Annotated in this window: 17 protein-coding genes; 1 reads left to right on the top strand and 16 read right to left on the bottom strand. The window is 71.0% G+C overall.

Annotation, left to right across the window (positions count from 1 at the left end; genetic code table 11):
* Positions 1–17: 17 nt before the first annotated feature.
* Positions 18–524 (bottom strand): hypothetical protein, encoded by a 507-nt coding sequence (locus AC1DZA_RS02445; RefSeq protein ID WP_476762425.1) that lies wholly within the window; start codon positions 522–524, stop codon positions 18–20.
* Positions 525–635: 111 nt separating this feature from the next.
* Between AC1DZA_RS02445 and AC1DZA_RS02440 the strand changes: the two genes are divergently transcribed.
* Positions 636–1631, top strand: coding sequence for a pirin family protein (locus tag AC1DZA_RS02440; protein WP_476771573.1), 996 nt, complete (start codon positions 636–638; stop codon positions 1629–1631).
* A 24-nt stretch (positions 1632–1655) separates the two neighbouring features.
* On the opposite strand, the gene AC1DZA_RS02435 is transcribed toward AC1DZA_RS02440, so the two are convergent.
* The 15 genes from AC1DZA_RS02435 to ftsH all read right to left on the bottom strand — a co-directional run bounded on the left by AC1DZA_RS02435 (position 1656) and on the right by ftsH (position 18258).
* Positions 1656–6026 carry a prealbumin-like fold domain-containing protein gene (locus AC1DZA_RS02435; RefSeq protein ID WP_476771572.1) on the bottom strand — a complete coding sequence of 1457 codons (4371 nt, stop codon included), beginning with the start codon at positions 6024–6026 and terminating at the stop codon, positions 1656–1658.
* 142 nt (positions 6027–6168) lie between these two features.
* Positions 6169–7644: a cardiolipin synthase gene (gene cls / locus AC1DZA_RS02430; RefSeq protein WP_476771571.1), complete on the bottom strand. Its 1476-nt coding sequence runs from the start codon at positions 7642–7644 to the stop codon at positions 6169–6171.
* Positions 7641–7817 (bottom strand): hypothetical protein, encoded by a 177-nt coding sequence (locus AC1DZA_RS02425; RefSeq protein ID WP_203230693.1) that lies wholly within the window; start codon positions 7815–7817, stop codon positions 7641–7643. Before AC1DZA_RS02425 ends, cls begins: the two co-directional genes overlap by 4 nt.
* 37 nt (positions 7818–7854) lie before the next feature.
* Positions 7855–8004: a hypothetical protein gene (locus AC1DZA_RS02420; RefSeq protein ID WP_309977178.1), complete on the bottom strand. Its 150-nt coding sequence runs from the start codon at positions 8002–8004 to the stop codon at positions 7855–7857.
* 33 nt (positions 8005–8037) lie between these two features.
* Positions 8038–9585: a lysine--tRNA ligase gene (gene lysS / locus AC1DZA_RS02415; RefSeq protein WP_476771570.1), complete on the bottom strand. Its 1548-nt coding sequence runs from the start codon at positions 9583–9585 to the stop codon at positions 8038–8040.
* Positions 9586–9701: 116 nt separating this feature from the next.
* Positions 9702–10580: a pantoate--beta-alanine ligase gene (gene panC / locus AC1DZA_RS02410; RefSeq protein WP_476771569.1), complete on the bottom strand. Its 879-nt coding sequence runs from the start codon at positions 10578–10580 to the stop codon at positions 9702–9704.
* Positions 10577–11335: a Rossmann-like and DUF2520 domain-containing protein gene (locus AC1DZA_RS02405; protein ID WP_476771568.1), complete on the bottom strand. Its 759-nt coding sequence runs from the start codon at positions 11333–11335 to the stop codon at positions 10577–10579. Before AC1DZA_RS02405 ends, panC begins: the two co-directional genes overlap by 4 nt.
* Positions 11325–12977, bottom strand: coding sequence for a PH domain-containing protein (locus tag AC1DZA_RS02400; RefSeq protein WP_476771567.1), 1653 nt, complete (start codon positions 12975–12977; stop codon positions 11325–11327). The genes AC1DZA_RS02405 and AC1DZA_RS02400 overlap by 11 nt, the downstream gene beginning before the upstream one ends.
* Positions 12974–13498: a PH domain-containing protein gene (locus tag AC1DZA_RS02395; RefSeq protein ID WP_476763585.1), complete on the bottom strand. Its 525-nt coding sequence runs from the start codon at positions 13496–13498 to the stop codon at positions 12974–12976. The genes AC1DZA_RS02400 and AC1DZA_RS02395 overlap by 4 nt, the downstream gene beginning before the upstream one ends.
* Positions 13491–13964 carry a DUF3180 domain-containing protein gene (locus AC1DZA_RS02390; protein WP_476771566.1) on the bottom strand — a complete coding sequence of 158 codons (474 nt, stop codon included), beginning with the start codon at positions 13962–13964 and terminating at the stop codon, positions 13491–13493. Before AC1DZA_RS02390 ends, AC1DZA_RS02395 begins: the two co-directional genes overlap by 8 nt.
* Positions 13961–14446 carry a 2-amino-4-hydroxy-6-hydroxymethyldihydropteridine diphosphokinase gene (gene folK, locus AC1DZA_RS02385; RefSeq protein ID WP_476771565.1) on the bottom strand — a complete coding sequence of 162 codons (486 nt, stop codon included), beginning with the start codon at positions 14444–14446 and terminating at the stop codon, positions 13961–13963. The genes AC1DZA_RS02390 and folK overlap by 4 nt, the downstream gene beginning before the upstream one ends.
* Positions 14443–14814 carry a dihydroneopterin aldolase gene (gene folB / locus AC1DZA_RS02380; protein ID WP_476771564.1) on the bottom strand — a complete coding sequence of 124 codons (372 nt, stop codon included), beginning with the start codon at positions 14812–14814 and terminating at the stop codon, positions 14443–14445. The genes folK and folB overlap by 4 nt, the downstream gene beginning before the upstream one ends.
* A complete protein-coding gene (gene folP / locus AC1DZA_RS02375) occupies positions 14807–15598 on the bottom strand; it encodes a dihydropteroate synthase (RefSeq protein ID WP_476771632.1) in 792 nt (263 codons plus the stop codon). The genes folB and folP overlap by 8 nt, the downstream gene beginning before the upstream one ends.
* A 19-nt stretch (positions 15599–15617) precedes the next feature.
* Positions 15618–16214 (bottom strand): GTP cyclohydrolase I, encoded by a 597-nt coding sequence (gene folE, locus AC1DZA_RS02370; protein WP_476771563.1) that lies wholly within the window; start codon positions 16212–16214, stop codon positions 15618–15620.
* Positions 16215–16239: 25 nt separating this feature from the next.
* The gene (gene ftsH / locus AC1DZA_RS02365) at positions 16240–18258 is read right to left on the bottom strand and encodes an ATP-dependent zinc metalloprotease FtsH (protein WP_476762738.1); all 2019 of its coding nucleotides are present in this window, start codon (positions 18256–18258) and stop codon (positions 16240–16242) included.
* Positions 18259–18287 lie beyond the last annotated feature (29 nt).

The raw sequence follows: 18287 nt of genomic DNA, 5'->3' as shown, positions 1-18287 counted from the left end.
CCCGCTCAGCCGATCGGCTACTTGATGGGAATGGTGAGTTCGTCGCCGGCGACCTCGACGACGAGCGGCTCGGTCGTGGTGACGTCGGTCGGCGTCCAGAACACCGTCGTGTGCGGCACGAGGTCTTGGGTGCAGACCTCGGTCTCGGGGCGCTGCACGAGGTCGATGGCGACGCGGTTGCCCTCGCCGGCCTTCTCGAGGGTGCGGATCTGCTGGCCGACGGTCGGGCAGGTCGAGCTGCCGAAGACCACCATGACGATCTGGCCGCCCTGCTCCCACCACGCGACCTGGGGCTGACCGCTGTCGCTGTCCCACTCGACGCCCTCGACCTCCTCCTCGGAGGCGTCGTCGACCTCGCCGCCCGATTCGGGGTCGACGTCGATCGGCTCGGCCTCCTCGGCCACGGGGAGGCCGGAGAAGCTCTCGGCGACGTTGCCCGACGGGTTGCACGCGGAGAGCAGGAACACGGACGCGAGCGCGACGGCGGCGAAGCCGACGCGACGGAGACGCACGGAGGGAGCCATGCCGCCATGCTAGCGGGCGGCAGCGGCAAAACGAGGGCTCCGACGCGAGTTGCGTGGCCCTCGCTGCGCGCATCCCGCACCGGTGTCCTGTGGCGCGGGTAGCATGCCGACATGAGCAACCTCGAACGCGATCCGGTCGAGCTCCTGTGCCCGCCCGACGCACCGACCGGTCCGGTCGTGCAGGTGCTCGCGCCCCGCGACGTCCCGCTCGGCGGCCCCCGGGCCATGCGCGTGCGGCGCACGCTCCCGCAGCGGGGGCGCACGACCATCGGCGCGTGGTGCTTCGCCGATCATTACGGCCCCGACGACGTCTCCGAGTCGGGCGGCATGGTCGTGCCGCCGCATCCGCACACGGGGTTGCAGACGGTGAGCTGGCTGTTCGAGGGCGAGATCGAGCACCGCGACAGCGCGGGCAGCCACGAGCTGGTGCGTCCTGGCGCCGTCAACCTCATGACCGCCGGTCGCGGCATCTCGCACTCCGAGATCTCGACGCAGGGAACGACGCGCCTGCACGGCGTGCAGCTGTGGGTGGCACTGCCCGAGGCATCCCGCCACATCGGGCCGTTCTTCGAGCACGCCGAGACCGTGCCCGTCGCGGTCGGCGACGCCACCGTGCGAGTGTTCGTCGGCACGCTCGCCGGCGTCGACTCCGACGTGACCGTCTTCTCGCCCCTGCTCGGTGCCCAGGTCGACCTGCCCGCGCATGGGCGCACCGAGCTCGAGCTCGACCCCGCCTTCGAGCACGGCGTGCTCGTCGACGCCGGGCCGGTGGCCATCGAGATCGACGGTGCGGATGCCACCACCCAGGTCGCCTGGTCGGAGCTCGCGTACGTCGAGCCCGGTCGTCGGCGGCTCGTGCTCGAGGCCGGCGCGCAGCCGGTTCGGGTCGTGCTGCTCGGCGGCGTGCCGTTCGGCGAGGAGCTCGTGATGTGGTGGAACTTCATCGGCCGCAACCACGACGAGATCGTGGAGTTCCGGCGCGAGTGGCAGGCCGACGTGATCGGACGCGACAACCCCGACGGGCGCTTCGGCGCGGTCGACGGGTTCGACGGCGACCCGCTCCCCGCGCCCGAGCTGTCGACCGTGCGGTTGAAGCCCCGTCACTGACGGCGGCGAGGCGGCATCCGGTCGTCAGCGACGCTGCGAACGCGCCCGGCGCGCCAGCAGTGCGGCTGCTCCGCCGAGCATCAGCAGCAGGCCGACCCACAGCGCCGTGAGGCTGACGCCGGTCGACGACAGCACCGTCGGCACCGCGACGGGCACGCTCGCGCACGCGTCATCCTCGTCGGAGCCCTCGCCGTCCCAGAACGAGATCGTCGCGGTGTTGAGGAAGCCCGAGTTCTCCTGTCCGGAGGCCACCGCGCAGTCGGCCTGCTCGAGCGTGAGGTTCGGTGGCACGTGCGCGACCACGGTCACCGTGTAGGTGTGCACCGCGCTCGAGCCGAGCAGCGCCGCCGCGGCGACGAGCACGTCGTTCCGTCCGTCCCAGCCGCTGTTCACCACGACGCCGTCGGCCGAGGCGACCGTGGCGCTCTGGATGGTGATGCCCCCGCCGAACCGGATCCGGTCGCGCAGGTCGTAGGGCTGCTCGAACGACGACGTGTTCGTCACGGTGATCCCGTAGCGCACCGTCACGTTGCCGCTGCCGTCGAGGACCGGCGCTCCGATGAGGTCCTTCTGCACCGTCACGCCCGTGAGCTCGGTGTTCTCGAACGTGCAGAACACGGTGGTCGCCAGCGGCACCACCACCTCGACGGACCGGCCGTCGACGATCGGCTCGACCTCGGCGCCGACGCACTCCAGTCCGGTGAGCCGCCACCGGAGGTGCTCGGAGGTCTCGGTCACCGTGTAGGTGCCCGGCGGGACCAGCCCGGTGGAGTACGGGTCCGCCTCGTCGGTCAGCGAGAATGCCTCACCGTCAGGCCCCCACTCGAAGTCGAAGGACTGCGGCGAGCCGGTGGGTACCGTCGTCTTGTCGACGACGATCGACCCCCATTGCGCGTTCGTGTAGGTGCAGACGACGGTCTCGCCCGGATCGAGCTCGATCGTGCCGACGAGTCCCTGGTCGCTCGACGGGGTGCCGCCGTCGTCACCGTCGACGCAGACGAGGTCGGTGTTCTCGTATCCGGCCTGCGCGAGCTCCTCGACCGTGTAGGTGCCCGGTGCGACCCCGGGGAACACGGCCGAACCGGTGCCCTCCGTCGTCTCGATCGTGAAGTCGGGCGGTTCGGCCCAGTCGCCGACGAACGAGAACGTGCCGTCGTCGCCCTCGACGTTCTTCGCGATGACGATCGTGCCGACGGCCTCGTTCGTGATCGAGCACGCCACGTTGTCGCCCGCCTGCACCGTGAAGGCCGTGAGGACGAGGTCCTCTATTCCGCCGCCGGCCCGGGTGACGTCGCACACGAGTTCGCCGCTGATCCAGTCGGCGAACTCGAGCTCCTCGAGCCGGTAGGTCGTGCCCGCGACGAGGTCGGTGAAGGTTGCGACGCCAGTGCCGCCGCTCGTCGCGGTGGAGCCCACCATCGCCTCGCCCACGGGATCGATCGGCGTCAGCACGAACTGGAAGGTGCCGTCACCGCCGAGCGCCGTCTTGGTGATGGTCAGGTCGATGGGCTCCGGCGTGTTCGACACGGTGCAGGCGAGGCTGAGCCCTGGCTGGGCGACGAACTGGAAGCCCGCCGCGGCGGTGTCGAGGTCGGCGAGCTGACCCGCCTGGCACTGGATCTGGCCCTCGATCCAGCCGTCGGCATCGGTCTCGACGAGCGTGTAGGTCACTCCCGGCAGGAGCCCCTGCCACGTCGCCGATCCCGTCGTGGGCCCCGTGCCGGTCACGGTCTGGGTGGCGCCGGGCGTGACGCCGTCGGCCGGATCGAGGGTGAACTCGAAGCCCCAGTCGAGCGTGTCGGCGACCGTGGTGACGCTCTTGGTGATGGTGACGTCCCCGGGAGTCGCCGTGTTCTCGGCGGTGCACTCGAGGTCGAAGGCGGGCGGCCCGACGAACTGCCATCCGACCGTCGCGGGGTCGAGGTCGTCGAGGCCGGTACACGCCAGCGTGGAGGTCCAGCCGGCCGCCGGCACCTCGCGCAGCGTGTAGTTCACGCCCGGCATCAGGTCGCTGAACGTCGCGGCCGGATTCGCGGTGTCGACCGGAAGGGTCTGCACCTCCCCGGTGTCGTCGTTCACGAGGTCGAAGTCGAACGACCAGTCGAATCCGTCGGCGATCCCGGTCGCGGTCTTCGTGACCGTCGCCTGGCCGGGTGTCGCGGTGTTCGTGAAGCGGCATCCGGCGATGCCGGTGTCGGGCAGTTCGATCACCGCGGTGCCATCGTCGAGATTCGGCGTGAAGCTGCCGCCGGGCACGTTGCACGTGATGTCGGTGAGCGCCCAGTCTGTGACGCCGCCGAGTTCGGTGACGGTGTAGGTGCCTCCCGGCAGCGGGTCGCTCGCCCACGTCGCCTGGTCCTGCACGCCGGCGTTGAGCGTGAACGGGACGGTCGGGTCGCCCTCGGACTCGAACTCGAAGGCGAAGTCCTGGTCGTACTCGAACGGCACGGTCTCCTTGAGCACGAAGATCTGGCCCGGAACCGCGTTCGTGTAGTAGCAGGTCACCGTCGCCCCGGGGGCGAGCGTGAAGTCGGCGGTCGGCGTGTCCTCGAAGAAGACGTCCTGGCCGTCGATGGTGCAGAGGAGCGTCACCAAGAGGGTGTCGGCGTCGGGGAGCTCGGTCACGCTGTAGTCACCCGGCTCGACGCCCGTGAAGGTGGCGAAGTAGTCGACGCCGTCGCCGGTCGCGGCGTCGATCGAGAACGAGCCGTCGGCCGGAAGGAGGGGGTCCCCGGTCGTCCAGTCGCCGGTGAAGTCGAACGTGCCGCCGCCGGCCGGGTCGAAGAGCTCCTTCGCGATGCGGATGGTGGCGAGCTGGGTGTTCGTGAACGTGCACGCGACATCCAGTCCGGCGACCGTCGTCACGGTCGCACTCGGAACGGTCTCGTCGACGATCGCGCCGGGGGCGTTGCAGGTGATCTCGGCGCTGTCGAGCCAGCCGTCGGGCACCACCTCGGAGATGTCCACCTCAGTGCCGGGCGCGAAGGCGAACGTCGCGCTCTGGCCGTCGCTGAGCGATGCCGACTGCCCGCCGATGTCGAAGGCGAAGGCCTGGGCCGCACCGTCGGGCAGGGTCTGCTTCGTCACGGTCACCGTCGAGGTGGCATTGACGATGCGGCACGTCGTGATGGTCGACGGGTACACGGTGAACACGTCGGACGGATCGTCGAGGACGAACTCGATGGCCTGGCTGGTGCCCGGCTGCACCGTGGCGCAGCGCATCGACTGCATCGCCCACGGGCCCGAGACGGTCTCGACCAACTGGTAATCGTCGGCCGCGAGCACGCCCTCGTAGGTGTTCGTCTCGCCGATGCCGATGTCGTCGGCGATCTCGGTCGCGTCCGTCGCCGGCAGCACGATCCCTCCGCCAGTGCGGTCGATGAGGGTGTCGAAGCGATCGTCACTGTCGATGCCGGCGGGCAGCGTGTCCTTCGTGACGCTGAGCGTGCCGCAGTTCGCCACGGTGAGCGCGTCCGCGTCGGGCACGTAGTAGTCCTGCGTCTGCGCGCCGAAGTCCGCGCCCGTGCGGGTGAGCATCGTGGAGACCCGGAACGTCGTGCACTCCTGCGGGCTGAAGAGACCGGCGGCGGTGAGGTCGACGCCGAACTCGCCGAACGTCGCCTGCGGCTGGTTCCCGACCGGCAGGGGACCCTCGGTGCGCACGCCGACGGCCCATGCGAAGTCGATCGGGTCGCCCGTCGGGAGCCACGCCCCGGGAGCATTGGGGTTCGCGCACGCATCACCAAGGACGGGTGCCCAGCGCCGGAACTGCACGGTCACGGTCGACCCGCTCGAGTCGTAGTCGAACACCACGAGGATGTCGTCGCAACGGCCCAGCGCCGGCCCCTCGAGCAGTTGCAGCACGCTGAGGCTGCCGTTGCCGACCAGCCGCGTCCAGTAGTTGTAGAGCACGAGGTGCCGGATGCCGTCGGGCGAGGTCACGACCTCGTAGGCCGACGCCGTGCTGCAGAGATCGCCCTTGTCGTTCACGTTCGAGGGTCCGGGCGCCCACGGGATGGTGTTCGGCGTCTGGCTGCCGGGCGCGCCCGTGGCATCCGTCCCCGTGGCAGAGCACGAGGCGGCGAGCGAGCCGTTGTCCCAGTCGAACGTGGCGTCGAGGATGCCCGTCGACGGGTACCCGTCGGCGGTCGTGTAGGCGCCGGTCGGGGTGAACGTGAAATCGCCGTCGGGCTGAGGCGGCGTCAGGAAGCTGTCCCAGTCGAAGGTGTTCGGCGGCGTGCCGCCCGTCTTGTCGCCATCGAGCTGGAACCCCGTGTCGAGACCGGAGGGCGTGAGCGTCGCGGCGTTCGCCGGCCCGGCCACCACGATGGGTGCGAGGAAGGCGCCGAGCAACGCAGCGACTGCCGCAAGGGAGACGGCCCGGGTGCGAGACATGAACGTCCTCTCAGCCGCACCCCGAGACCCCGAGCACTCGGAGTTCGCGGGGTGCTGCCTCAGTCGGACTCTATCGACTCTGCGGAAGAAACGGAACGATTCCTCAGAATCCGGCCGACCGTCCGGCGCCGACGGGTGACGCCTACTGCAGCGCGGAGGTCAGCCGCGCGAGGTTGTCGAGGATCGTCGACCGCAGTGGCTGGGTCAGCCACTCGTCGAGCGTGAGCTCGCGGCTGTTCCGCCGGTAGCCGTCCTCGACCGCGCGCATCTCGCGCACGAACGACGCGCCGCGCACGAGGAGCGACACCTCCATGTTGAGCTCGAAGGAACGGATGTCCATGTTGCTCGACCCGATGACGGCGACGTCCTCGTCGATCGTGAAGTGCTTCGAGTGCAGGATGAACGGCGACTGGTAGAGCCAGATCTTCACGCCGGCGCGCAGCAGCGCCTCGTAGTACGACCGCTGCGCGTGGTAGACGAGGGCCTGGTCGCCGATCTCCGAGACGAAGAGCTCGACGTGCACGCCGCGCTGGGTGGCGCCGCTGATCGCCCGGAGCATCGCCTCATCGGGCACGAAGTAGGGGCTCGTGAGGATGATGCGCTCCTGCGCCGCGTACATCAGGGCGAGGAACAGCTTCAGGTTGTTCTCGTTGTTGTACCCCGGTCCGCTCGGCACGACCTGGCAGTCCAAGTCCTGCGCCTCGCCCGCCTGCCCGAGCGGCACGATCTCGCGCATCGGCGCCTCGCCGGTCTCGAGGTACCAGTCGGTGAGGAAGATCCCCTCGAGGCCCGAGACGATCGGGCCCTCGACGCGGGCGACCAGTTCCTTCCACTTCAGGCCGCGACGGATGTTCGACCGCTTGTTGTACGAGCGGTCGATGATGTTCTGCGAGCCCATGAAGCCGACCTCGCCGTCGACGACGAGGATCTTGCGATGGTTGCGCAGGTCGGGCCGCTGGTAGCGGCCCTTCAGGGGCTGCACCGGCAGCATCAGCTGCCAGCGCACCCCCATGCGGTCGAGGCGCTTCAGGGTCTTGCGGTAGCCCTTCACGCGCAACGACGCGATGTGGTCGAGCAGCACCCGCACCTCGACGCCCCTCGCGACGGCAGCGCCGAGCGCGTCGAACATCGCCGCCGTCGTGCGGTCGTAGGCGAAGATGTAGAACTCGACGTGCACGTAGCGCTCGGCGCCGTCGATCGCCTCGGTCATGGCGTCGAGCGAGCCCTGGTAGTCGCCGATCAGGCTGGCGCTGTTCGAGCCGATGAGGGGCATCGCGCCGAGCGTGCGGTTGAGGCGCACCACCCCGTCGAACCAGCGCGGCCACGTGGTGCTGTCGCTGACCCGCTCGACGCCGTGCGTCGACTCGCGGATGAACTCGTCGACCTCGGCCTGCTTCTCACGGCGGTGCTTCGGGAGCTTCGGGTTGCCGATCAGCCAGAAGACGAGGATGCCGAGGATGGGGATGAAGAAGATGGCGAGCAGCCACGCCATGCCCGCCGTCGGCCGGCGATTGCGCGGCACGACGATGACCGCGATGACGCGGATGACGAGGTCGATGAGGATGACCGCAGCAGCGACGAGCGCAGTGATCTGCGACGTCGTGATGTCGATCGTCATCCGGCGGGGTGTTCGCGCCCGAGCTTGGCTCGCTCTTCCGCCTCGATGCGGGCGTACGCCTTGCGCTCACTGCGGTCGGCGCGGATGATCGCGCGCATCACGAACCAGAAGATCAGCCCGATGAGCACGGTCGGCGCGACCGACCAGATGGCGTTCGCCCAGAATTCGTTCATAGCCCCTCAAGGATACGGGTTCGGCCCGGTTTCGGCGTCAGCCGCCGGTGACGATGCCCCAGATGCCCGAGCCGAGCAGGTACAGGCCGATCGCGCCCACGATGATCCAGATCGCGAGGCGCGTGTTCGACGGGCGCTTCGGGTCGGGGTCGGGCTCGAGCTCGCGCTTCGGGAGGTAGTCGTTCATCTGCGGCATCCGCTCATCGGTGGGAAGGTCGGCTCACTTGACCAGTGGGAAGAGGATCGTCTCGCGGATGCCGAGGCCGGTGAGCGCCATGAGCAGCCGGTCGATGCCCATGCCCATGCCACCCGACGGCGGCATGCCGAACTCGAGCGCGCGCAGGAACTCCTCGTCGAGGCGCATCGCCTCGGGGTCGCCGCCCGCCGCGAGCTTCGCCTGCTCGACGAAGCGCTCGCGCTGCACGACCGGGTCGACGAGCTCGGAGTAGCCGGTGGCCAGCTCGAAGCCGCGCACGTAGAGGTCCCACTTCTCGACGACGCCCGGCGTCGACCGGTGCGCGCGCACGAGCGGCGAGGTGTCGAGCGGGAAGTCCATGACGAACGTGGGGCGGTGCAGGGAGCCCTTGACGTGGTGCTCCCAGAGCTCTTCGACGAACTTGCCGGGCAGCGGGTGGTCGATCTCGATGCCCTCGGCGTCGGCGAGCTCCTTGAGCCGCTCGATCGGCGTCTCGGCGGTGATCGGCTCCCCCACGGCATCCGACAGCGTGCCGTACATCGAGATGCGGTCCCACTCGCCGCCGAGGTCGAACTCGGTGCCGTCGGCCCACGTGACGACGTGCGAGCCGCTCGTGGCGATCGCGGCATCCTGGATCAGCTGCTGCGTGAGGTCGGCCATCGTCGTGTAGTCGCCGTAGGCCTCGTACGCCTCGAGCATCGCGAACTCGGGGCTGTGCGTGGAGTCGGCGCCCTCGTTGCGGAAGTTGCGGTTGATCTCGTAGACGCGCTCGATGCCGCCGACGACCGCGCGCTTGAGGTAGAGCTCGGGCGCGATGCGCAGGTAGAGCTCGGTGTCGAACGCGTTCGAGTGCGTGACGAAGGGGCGGGCGGAGGCGCCGCCGTGCATGACCTGGAGCATCGGGGTCTCGACCTCGATGAAGCTCAGCCCGTCGAAGGTGCGGCGCAGGCTCGCGTTGACCTTGGCGCGGTCGATGACGTTGCGGCGGGCCTGCTCACGAGCGATGAGGTCGAGGTAGCGGCTGCGCACGCGCGTCTCCTCGGACAGCTCGTTGTGCAGGTTCGGCAGCGGCAGGATCGCCTTCGATGCGATGCGCCACCCGTTGACCATGATCGACAGCTCGCCGCGGCGGCTCGTGATCACCTCCCCCTCGACGAAGACGTGGTCGCCGAGGTCGACGAGCTCCTTCCACTCGGCGAGCGACTCCTCGCCCACCTCTGCCAGCGACACCATCGCCTGGATGCGGCTGCCATCGCCCGACTGGAGGGTCGCGAAGCAGAGCTTGCCCGTGTTGCGGGAGTAGACGACGCGCCCGGCGAGGCCGACATGCTCGCCGCTCGCCTCGTCGACGCCCAGACCCACGAAGCGGTCGCGCACCTCGGGGATCGTCGCCGTGATCGGCAGGCGCACCGGGTAGGCGCCCAGCCCGAGGTCATCGGATGCCGCGATCAGCCGTTCGCGCTTGGCGAGCCGCACGGCCTTCTGCTCGGAGATCTCGTCGGCGCTGATCTCGTCGGCGCCGGTCTCGGGGGCCGTGGGCTCGGTCGCGGCATCCGTCTGGGTCTGGGCCATCGTTCACTCTCGGTTCGCGGAAACGTGCGTGCACCAGCCTACTTGGGCGAGCCTGAGCGGATGTCGCGGGCCTGGGCCCACGGGACCTCACGCCTCGAGACCCAAGCCTCGAGACCTCAGCCCGCCGCGCCGACCTCGACGTACGCGTTGTCGATGAGGCGGGTCGACCCGACCAGCGCCGCGACGAGCACGAGGGCACGTCCGCGGAAGTCCTCGGATACGGGGAGGAACGTGTCGGGGTCGACGACGACGAAGTAGTCGAGGCTCACGCCGTCGTGGTCGCCGAAGGCCGCCACGCCCTCGGCGAGGAGCTCTGATGGGCCCTCGCCGGCTGCGGCCTCGGCGGCCCGCAGCGACTCGGCGAGCACGAGCGCGGCGCGTCGCTCGGCCTCGCCGAGGAAGCGGTTGCGGCTGGAGAGCGCCAGGCCGTCGGGCTCGCGCACCGTGGGCACCGTCTCGATGCGCAGCGGCAGGTCGAGGTCGGCGACCATGCGGGAGACGAGGTGCACCTGCTGGGCGTCCTTCTGCCCGAAGAGCGCCACGTCGGGCTGCGCGATGCCGAACAGCTTCGCCACGACGGTGAGCATCCCGTTGAAGTGCCCGGGGCGCGACGCACCCTCGTAGCGCTCGCCGATCGGTCCGGCCTGCACCGTCGTGCCGGCGTCACGGCCGCGCGGGTACATCTCGTCGACCGACGGCGCGAACACCATGTCGACGCCGAGCCCGGCGAGCGCCGCGACATCCGCGTCGAGCGTGCGCGGATAGCGGTCGAGGTCTTCACCGGGGCCGAACTGCAGCGGGTTCACGAAGATCGACACCACGACCACGTCGGCGAGCTCCCGTGCGCGGCGCACCAGGGCGAGATGGCCGTCGTGCAGTGCGCCCATCGTGGGCACGAGGGCGACGGATGCCCCGGCGGCGCGTCGCTCGTCGAGCAGGGCCCTGAGCTCCGCGATGGTCGGCACCGTGCGCGTGCCCGCGGCGACCTCGGTCACTCGCCACCTCCCAGCGGCCGATCCGTGTCGACCTCGTCGATCGTACCCGCCCCGTCGACGAGCGGTCCGGCGTCGTGCCTGGCGAGCGCGTTCTCCACGGAGCTGCGCACGAGCTGCGCGAGGACTGCGCCGGGGCGACCGACGCCGATGCCGTCGAGGAGGCCGCTCGCCTGGTCGACGATCGCCGTGGAGAACGACACCGCGGTGTCGATCGCCTCCGCGTAGGCCGCGCGGTCGTCCTCGGCGACCACGAACGGCTCGCCGCCCATCTCGACGACGAGCGCTTGGGCGATCGGCAGCACGGGCGCGGGCGCGGTGACGGCGAACCAGGTGCCCGGCAGGCGGGCGAGGTCGATGCTCGTGCCCGTGAACGACATGGCGGGATGCGCGGCGAGCGGGATCGCCCCGGCCCGTCGTGCCGGGTCGAGCACTCCCGTGCCGAACCGGGCGGCCGTGTGCAGCACGAGCTGCCCCGGCTGCCAGACCCCGGCATCGGCGAGCCCGCCCACGAGGGCCGCGAGGTCGGACTCGGGCACGGCGAGCAGCACGAGCTCGCTGCGCTCGACGATGTCGGGGATGGGCAGCACGGGGACGCCCGGCAGCATGACCGCGGCTCGCTCGCGGCTCGGCGCCGAGACCGCCGCGATGCCGGTGAGCGCGTGCCCCGCGTTGGCCAGGGCGGACGCGAGCACGGCGCCCACCCGCCCCGCGCCGATCGTGCCGACGCCGAGCCGGCCCGCGCGCTCAGCCGGCATCGGTGGACTCCCCGGTGATCGTGGGCGCGCCCCAGTGGTGCGACGTGTCGCTCGCGGCCCGTTCCACGGCCTCGTCGGCGAGCCGCTGGAAGAGGCGATCGGCCTCGTCGCGCTCGGCGTCGGGCAGGTTCGGCACGACCGGGCCGGCGACCGTGTGGATGCGCACGGAGGCGAGCCGCAGCATCCGCTGCACCGGACCGACGCTCACGGCGACCGACTGCATGCGGGCGAGCGGCACGAACGCGAGGCTGCGCAGCAGCCACCCCCGGCGGATGAGCACGACGCCGTCGCCCGCCGCCCACCCGATGCGGCGCCAGGAGAACGGACGCAGCCAGGCGGCCCGGCGCGGCGTGCGCGAGAATCCCCCGCCGCCGTCGCGGCCGGTGAGGCCCGCGTCGACGAGCGGATCGACCGCCGCCGCCGAGTCGGGCAGCAGGAGTCCGAGCACCCGGTGCACGTCGGCGACCGTGCCGACGGGGAGCACGAGGGTGCGCTGCGCGGCATCGTTGCCGGCACTGACCGACTGGCCCGCCACGTTGATGCGGATCGTCCACCACCCGAATGCGCGCCAGAGGATCCACTGGTTCGCCTCGATCGCGTGGATGCGCCCCGGCGGGATGGTCTGGTTGCCGGTCGAGAGCAGGCCGTGGCCGATGCGCACCCCGTCGGGCGTGCCGGCGATCGAGTACCGCAGCGACTTCGTGATGCGCGACCAGACGTAGCTCACGAGGCCGATCGCGGCGGGCACGAACGAGAACAGCACCCACAGCTGCCCCGTGGTGACGCCGACCACGATGATCGCGACGAGGATGACCGCCCACGCCGTCGAGCCGCCGAGGAGCGTGGAGCCGATGACCCGGCCGAGGGGCAGGTGCACCACGGACTCTGGGGGCGCGAGCGACGGGTCCAGCTCGGGCGCGAGGAACTCGTCGACCCGCTGGCCGAGCACCGCGGAGACGTTGGCGCGCTGCTGGGTGCCGGGCGCAGGGTTCGACGAGTCGGGAAGCGTCGCGCCCGCGGCATCCGCAGCCAGCGCCGCCCGCTCGGCGCGCGCGCCCGACGCGAGCCGGAGCACGTCGGCGCGCAGTCCGTCGGCGAGGGCCGACCCGAGGTAGGAGAGCTGGACATTGGCCGACTGCCCCGCCACGGAGACCTCGAGCTTGGCCGTGCCGAACAGGCGCGCGAAAAGCGGACGCGTGACGTTGATGCCCTGGATGCGGTCGAGCCGGGCGCTCCGATGCGAGCGGAACAGGATGCCGCTGCGCACCTCCACCGCCTCGTTCGTGATGCGGAACGTGTGCATGCGCCACGACAGCCAGAACCCGATGATCACTGCGACGATGACGAGGGCGACGGCGAGGATGGCCCAGCCGACGAGCCCGTTCGTGACGATGCCGCCGATCGGGTCGTTCGCCCAGTCGCCCTGCCACTGCTCGTACTGCACGTCGAAGCCGTCGTCGAGGTCGGGTGCGAAGAGCACGAGGAACATGTCGACGACGCGCTCGCGGAGGTTGGCGATGATGAAGCCGAGCACGGCGATGAACACGAGGCCGCCACGCAGGAGCGGGCTCGCCGGATGCAGCCGGTGCCACTCGCCGTCGGCGAGGTTCGTGACCGGCGGATGCCGGACCGGTGCGGTCACAGCCCCGCCCGGCGGGTCTCGGCGAGCGCGACGAGCTGGTCGCGCAGCCGATCGGCCTCCTCCATCGGAAGGCCGGGCACGGTCACGGCGGTCGAGGCGGCGGCCGTCACGAACTTGAGGTCGGCGAGGCCGAGCGCGCGCGCTACTGGGCCGCGGGTGATGTCGACGAGCTGCATGCGGCCGTAGGGCACGGCGACCTGCCGCTGGAACATGATGCCGCGCCGGAAGAGGAGGTCGTCTTCTCGCAGGCGGTAGCCGATGGACCGCACGCGCCGCGGCTCGAACGCGATGCCCACGAGCGACGCGACGCCGATGACGATGGCGGCCCAGAGCGCCCACCACTGGCCCCACAGCAGGTAGGCGATGGTGAAGGCGCCGACGAACACGACCATGCCGATGAGCGACCCGACCACCTCGACGACGATGTACTTCGGCGAGACGCGCAGCCAGCCGGTGTCACCGGGTGCCGCGGGCTCGACCGCCGGCGGCTCGCCGGCGTGGGCGTCGCGGATCTCAGGCATGCACGTGCCCTTCCTTCTCGGTCTCGGGCTCGTCGGGCGGGAGGGTGCAGAACGCCTCGGCGACGAGGCCGCCGGCGAGCAGGAGGCCTGCCCCGATCGCGGTGGCGAACGCGATCCAGACCGTCTCGGGCGAGGGCACCACGCTGCGGGTGAGGAGGAACACCGTGATGCCGAGGCCGAACCCGAACACGAGCGATCCGCTCAGACTGCACGCCTTCGCGAGCACGGCCGTGCGCATCGCCCGGAACGGGTCGAGGTGCTTGGTGGCCTTGCCCTTGACGGCCCGGCGCACCGGCCACGCGAACGCCACGACGAGCACGCCGACGCCCGTGAGGGTGATCGGCAGCGACAGGGGCGGCACGATGGCGTTCGCCCCGGCGGAGACGATGGCCAGATCGATCAGGTAGCCCGCGACGACGCCGGCGAGCACGAACGCGACGATCGTGGACGCGTGGGTGCGCTTCATCGGCGCACCACCTCGTCGCGGGCCTCGCGGCGCAGCACGGCGACCGGCCCGCGGCCGGGCAGCACGGCGTCGGGGTCGACGTCGAGCCACGGCTGCAGCACGAACGCGCGCTCCCAGGCGCGCGGGTGCGGCAACGTGAGCCGCTCGCTCGCGAGCTCGATGCCGTCGACGTCGATGAGGTCGAGGTCGAGGGTGCGATCGCCCCAGTGCGTCGTGCGCACGCGGCCGTGCTGGGTCTCGATGGCCTGCAGGAGGTCGAGCAGGTCGAGCGGCGCGAGCACCGTGTCGATCACGACCACGCCGTTGAGGTAGCCCGGCGCGTCGGCGTCGACGCCCGCGTCGGTGATGGCGGCCGTCTCGTACACGGGCGAGACCGCGACGAGCTCGACGCCCGGCGACTCGGCGAGGGCGCGCGTCGCGGACGCGATCGTGGCCTCGCGTTCGCCGAGGTTGGCGCCGAAGGCGATGACGGCGCGGCTCATGCGCGCCCCCTCACGACGGTGACCGCGACATCCGCGAACGGCACAGGGATGGGCGCCTCGGGCTTGTGCACCGTGACCTCGACCTCGTCGACCGCCGGGTAGCCCAGCGCGACGGCGGCCACCCGCTCGGCGACCGTCTCGATGAGGTCGACCGGGTCGCGCTCGACGGCCGCGACCACGGCCTCGGCGAGCTCGCCGTAGTGCACGGTGCTGCCGAGGTCGTCGCCGGATGCCGCGGCGGCGAGGTCGACCGCGACGGACACGTCGATCACGAACTCCTGCCCGTGCTCGCGCTCGAAGTCGAAGACGCCGTGGTGCGCGCGCACGCGCAGGCCGGTGAGGGTGATACGGTCGCGCGTCCTAGCCACGTCGTCCACTCTGCCACGCCCCGAGGACGTCGAGCGCCCGCCTCGTGCCGCGCACGTCGTGCACGCGCACCCCCCAGGCTCCGGCCTGTGCGGAGAGGGCGCTGATGACGGCGGTCGGCAGGTCGCGGTCCTCCATCGGCGACCCCTCGGGGAGCAGTGACCCCACGAACCGCTTGCGCGAGGCCCCCACGAGGATGGGCAACCCCAACTCGCCGAGCACGTCGAGCCGCCCGAGCAGCTCCCAGTTCTGCGCCCCGCGCTTCGCGAAGCCGAGCCCCGGGTCGAGGATGATCCGGTCGGAGGCCACGCCCGCGGCGACGAGCGCGTCGACGCGGGCCGCGAGCTCGTCGCGCACCTCGGCCGCCACGTCGCGGTACTCCGCGAGCGAGTCCATGCGGTCGGAGTGCCCGCGCCAGTGCATCGCCACGTAGTGCGCGCCCGTCTCGGCCACGATGGGCGCCATCGCGGCATCCGCGAGCCCCGCCGAGACGTCGTTGATGATCTCGGCCCCCGCCTCCACGGCGGCGACGGCGGTGGCCGCCCGCATGGTGTCGACGCTGACCCGGATGCCGCGGCCGGCGAGTTCGCGCACGACGGGCACGACCCGGCGCAGCTCCTCGTCGGGCTCGACGCGCGCGGCACCCGGACGCGTGGACTCGCCGCCGACATCGAGCACGTCGGCGCCCTCGGCGGCGAGCTCGAGGCCGTGCGCGACGGCGGCCTCGGCGTCGAACCAGCGCCCACCGTCGCTGAACGAGTCGGGCGTCACGTTCACGACGCCCATCACCAGCGTGGGCACCGGATCAGTCACGTTCGTGGGCTCCGATGAGCGCGATGATCTCGCTGCGCGCGGCCGGCTCGGCGAGCGCGCCGCGGCTCGCGATCGTGATGGTCGAGCTGCGCTCCTGGCGGGAGCCACGGGTGGTGACGCAGCGGTGCTGCGCGTCGAGCACCACCAGCACGCCCTTGGGGTCGAGACCCGCCTGGAGGGTGTCCGCGATCTCCTCGGCGAGCCGCTCCTGCAGCTGCGGCCGCGCCGCGAGCGTCTCGATCACGGCGGGGATGCGGCCGAGCCCGACCACCCGGTCGCCGGGCAGATAGGCCACGTGGGCGGTGCCGACGAAGGGCAGCAGGTGGTGCTCGCACACCGACCGGAACGCGAGGTCGCGCAGCACGACGGCGTCGGAGGTCGCCGGCACCCCGGCATCCGTCGCCCCGATGGGCACGGTGTCGGCGAGGTGGCTCAGCGGGTCGACCTGGAGCCCGCCGAAGAAGTCTGCGTAGGCCTCGGCGACCCGCTGGGGGGTGCGCTCGAGGCCGGGCCGCGTCGGGTCCTCGCCGATCGCGAGCAGGATCTCGTGCACGGCGCGCTCGATGCGCCCGGTGTCGACACCGGCCATGGCACCCCCTCTTCGGGTCGGTCGACTACGCCGTCGCGGGCCGCGGCTTCGAGCGGGATGCGCGGGATGCGGCCGGCTCCTCGAGGGGCGTGTCGCCCGAGTCCACGCCGCCGTCGACGGCGCCCTGGTCGATCGGCGCCTTCGCGGTGGGGAAGGCGATCGGCGGGCGGTCGGAGACGGGGCGACGGTCGCTCGAGAGCCAGAGCGGGCGCTCGGGCAGGCGTCGCACGTCCTTGAAGATCTCGGCGATCTGGTTGTGGTCGAGCGTCTCGTGCTCGAGCAGCTCGGCCGCGAGGTGGTCGAGGATGTCGCGGTTGTCGTTGAGCACCTGCCAGGCCTCGTCGTGCGCCTGCTCGATGAGCGAGCGCACCTCGGCGTCGACCCGCTCGGCGATCTCCTCGGAGTAGTCGCGCTGGTGGCCCATGTCACGGCCGAGGAACACCTCGCCCTGCGACTGGCCGAGCTTCACGGCGCCGACGTTCGCGCTCATGCCGAACTCGGTGACCATCTTGCGCGCGGTCGAGGTGGCCTTTTCGATGTCGTTCGACGCGCCCGTCGAGGGGTCGTGGAACACGATCTCCTCGGCGACGCGGCCGCCCATCGCGTAGGTGAGCTGGTCGAGCAGCTCGTTGCGGCTGATCGAGTACTTGTCCTCCAGCGGCAGCACCATCGTGTAGCCGAGGGCGCGACCGCGCGGCAGGATCGTGATCTTCGTCACGGGGTCGGTGTAGTTCATCGCCGCCGCGGCGAGGGCGTGGCCGCCCTCGTGGTAGGCAGTGATGAGCTTCTCCTTGTCCTTCATGACGCGGGTACGGCGCTGCGGACCGGCGATGACGCGGTCGACGGCCTCGTCGAGGGCACGGTTGTCGATGAGCTGCGCGTTCGAGCGCGCCGTGAGCAGCGCGGCCTCGTTGAGCACGTTGGCCAGGTCGGCGCCCGTGAAGCCCGGCGTCTTGCGCGCGAGCACCTCGAGGTCGACGCCCTTGGCGAGCGGCTTGCCCATGGAGTGCACCTCGAGGATGCGCTGGCGGCCCTTGAGGTCGGGCGCGTCGACGCCGATCTGGCGGTCGAAGCGGCCCGGGCGCAGCAGCGCGGGGTCGAGGATGTCGGGGCGGTTCGTCGCCGCGATGAGGATGACGTTCGTCTTCGGGTCGAAGCCGTCCATCTCGACGAGCAGCTGGTTCAGGGTCTGCTCGCGCTCGTCGTGGCCGCCGCCGAGGCCCGCACCGCGGTGCCGGCCGACGGCGTCGATCTCGTCGACGAAGATGATCGCCGGAGCGTTCTGCTTGGCCTGGTCGAAGAGGTCGCGAACGCGGCTCGCGCCGACGCCGACGAACATCTCGACGAAGTCTGAGCCCGAGATCGAGTAGAACGGCACACCGGCCTCGCCCGCGACGGCGCGCGCGAGGAGGGTCTTGCCCGTTCCGGGAGGACCGTAGAGCAGCACGCCCTTGGGGATGCGGGCACCGACGGCCTGGAACTTCGCAGGCTCCTTGAGGAACTCCTTGATCTCCTGGAGCTCCTCGATGGCCTCGTCAGCACCGGCGACGTCGTCGAAGGTGACCTTCGGGCTCTCCTTCGAGACGAGCTTGGCCTTGGACTTGCCGAACTGCATGACGCGGTTGCCGCCGCCCTGCATGCCGGACAGCATGATCCAGAAGAAGAGGCCGATCAGCACGAGCGGCAGCAGGATGCCGAGCATCGACAGGAACCAGTTCGGCTGCGGCACCTCGTCGTTGAAGCCGTCCTTCGGGTTCGCCGCGTCGACCGCGTTCACCACGTCTTCGCCGCGAGGCGTGACGTAGTAGAACTGCACCTGCGACCCGAGCTCGTCATCGGGCTTGGCCAGCGTGAGGTCGACGCGGTTCTCGCCGTCGACGATCTTCGCCGAGGCCACCTTGCCGTCGCTGAGGAGCTCGAGGCCCTGCTGGGTCGAGACCTCCTTGAAGCCGGAGGCGGTGATGAGGCTCGATCCGATCCACACGGCGACGATCGCGAGCAGGATGTAGATGATCGGCCCGCGCAGGATCTTCTTCATGTTCATGGTGGTGCAAGGCTACCGTCGCGATGCTG

This window comes from Agromyces sp. P2_B3, from assembly GCF_056404815.1.
This window is presented reverse-complemented; position numbering and strand designations above follow the sequence as displayed.

Excerpts from the sequence above, each read along its gene's own strand:
- AC1DZA_RS02445 (WP_476762425.1), bottom strand. The coding sequence starts at position 524 with ATGGCTCCCTCCGTGCGTCTCCGTCGCGTCGGCTTCGCCGCCGTCGCG.
- AC1DZA_RS02440 (WP_476771573.1), top strand. The coding sequence starts at position 636 with ATGAGCAACCTCGAACGCGATCCGGTCGAGCTCCTGTGCCCGCCCGAC.
- AC1DZA_RS02435 (WP_476771572.1), bottom strand. The coding sequence starts at position 6,026 with ATGTCTCGCACCCGGGCCGTCTCCCTTGCGGCAGTCGCTGCGTTGCTC.
- cls (WP_476771571.1), bottom strand. The coding sequence starts at position 7,644 with ATGACGATCGACATCACGACGTCGCAGATCACTGCGCTCGTCGCTGCT.
- AC1DZA_RS02425 (WP_203230693.1), bottom strand. The coding sequence starts at position 7,817 with ATGAACGAATTCTGGGCGAACGCCATCTGGTCGGTCGCGCCGACCGTG.
- AC1DZA_RS02420 (WP_309977178.1), bottom strand. The coding sequence starts at position 8,004 with ATGAACGACTACCTCCCGAAGCGCGAGCTCGAGCCCGACCCCGACCCG.
- lysS (WP_476771570.1), bottom strand. The coding sequence starts at position 9,585 with ATGGCCCAGACCCAGACGGATGCCGCGACCGAGCCCACGGCCCCCGAG.
- AC1DZA_RS02405 (WP_476771568.1), bottom strand. The coding sequence starts at position 11,335 with ATGCCGGCTGAGCGCGCGGGCCGGCTCGGCGTCGGCACGATCGGCGCG.
- AC1DZA_RS02395 (WP_476763585.1), bottom strand. The coding sequence starts at position 13,498 with ATGCCTGAGATCCGCGACGCCCACGCCGGCGAGCCGCCGGCGGTCGAG.
- AC1DZA_RS02390 (WP_476771566.1), bottom strand. The coding sequence starts at position 13,964 with ATGAAGCGCACCCACGCGTCCACGATCGTCGCGTTCGTGCTCGCCGGC.
- folK (WP_476771565.1), bottom strand. The coding sequence starts at position 14,446 with ATGAGCCGCGCCGTCATCGCCTTCGGCGCCAACCTCGGCGAACGCGAG.
- folP (WP_476771632.1), bottom strand. The coding sequence starts at position 15,598 with ATGGGCGTCGTGAACGTGACGCCCGACTCGTTCAGCGACGGTGGGCGC.
- folE (WP_476771563.1), bottom strand. The coding sequence starts at position 16,214 with ATGGCCGGTGTCGACACCGGGCGCATCGAGCGCGCCGTGCACGAGATC.
- ftsH (WP_476762738.1), bottom strand. The coding sequence starts at position 18,258 with ATGAACATGAAGAAGATCCTGCGCGGGCCGATCATCTACATCCTGCTC.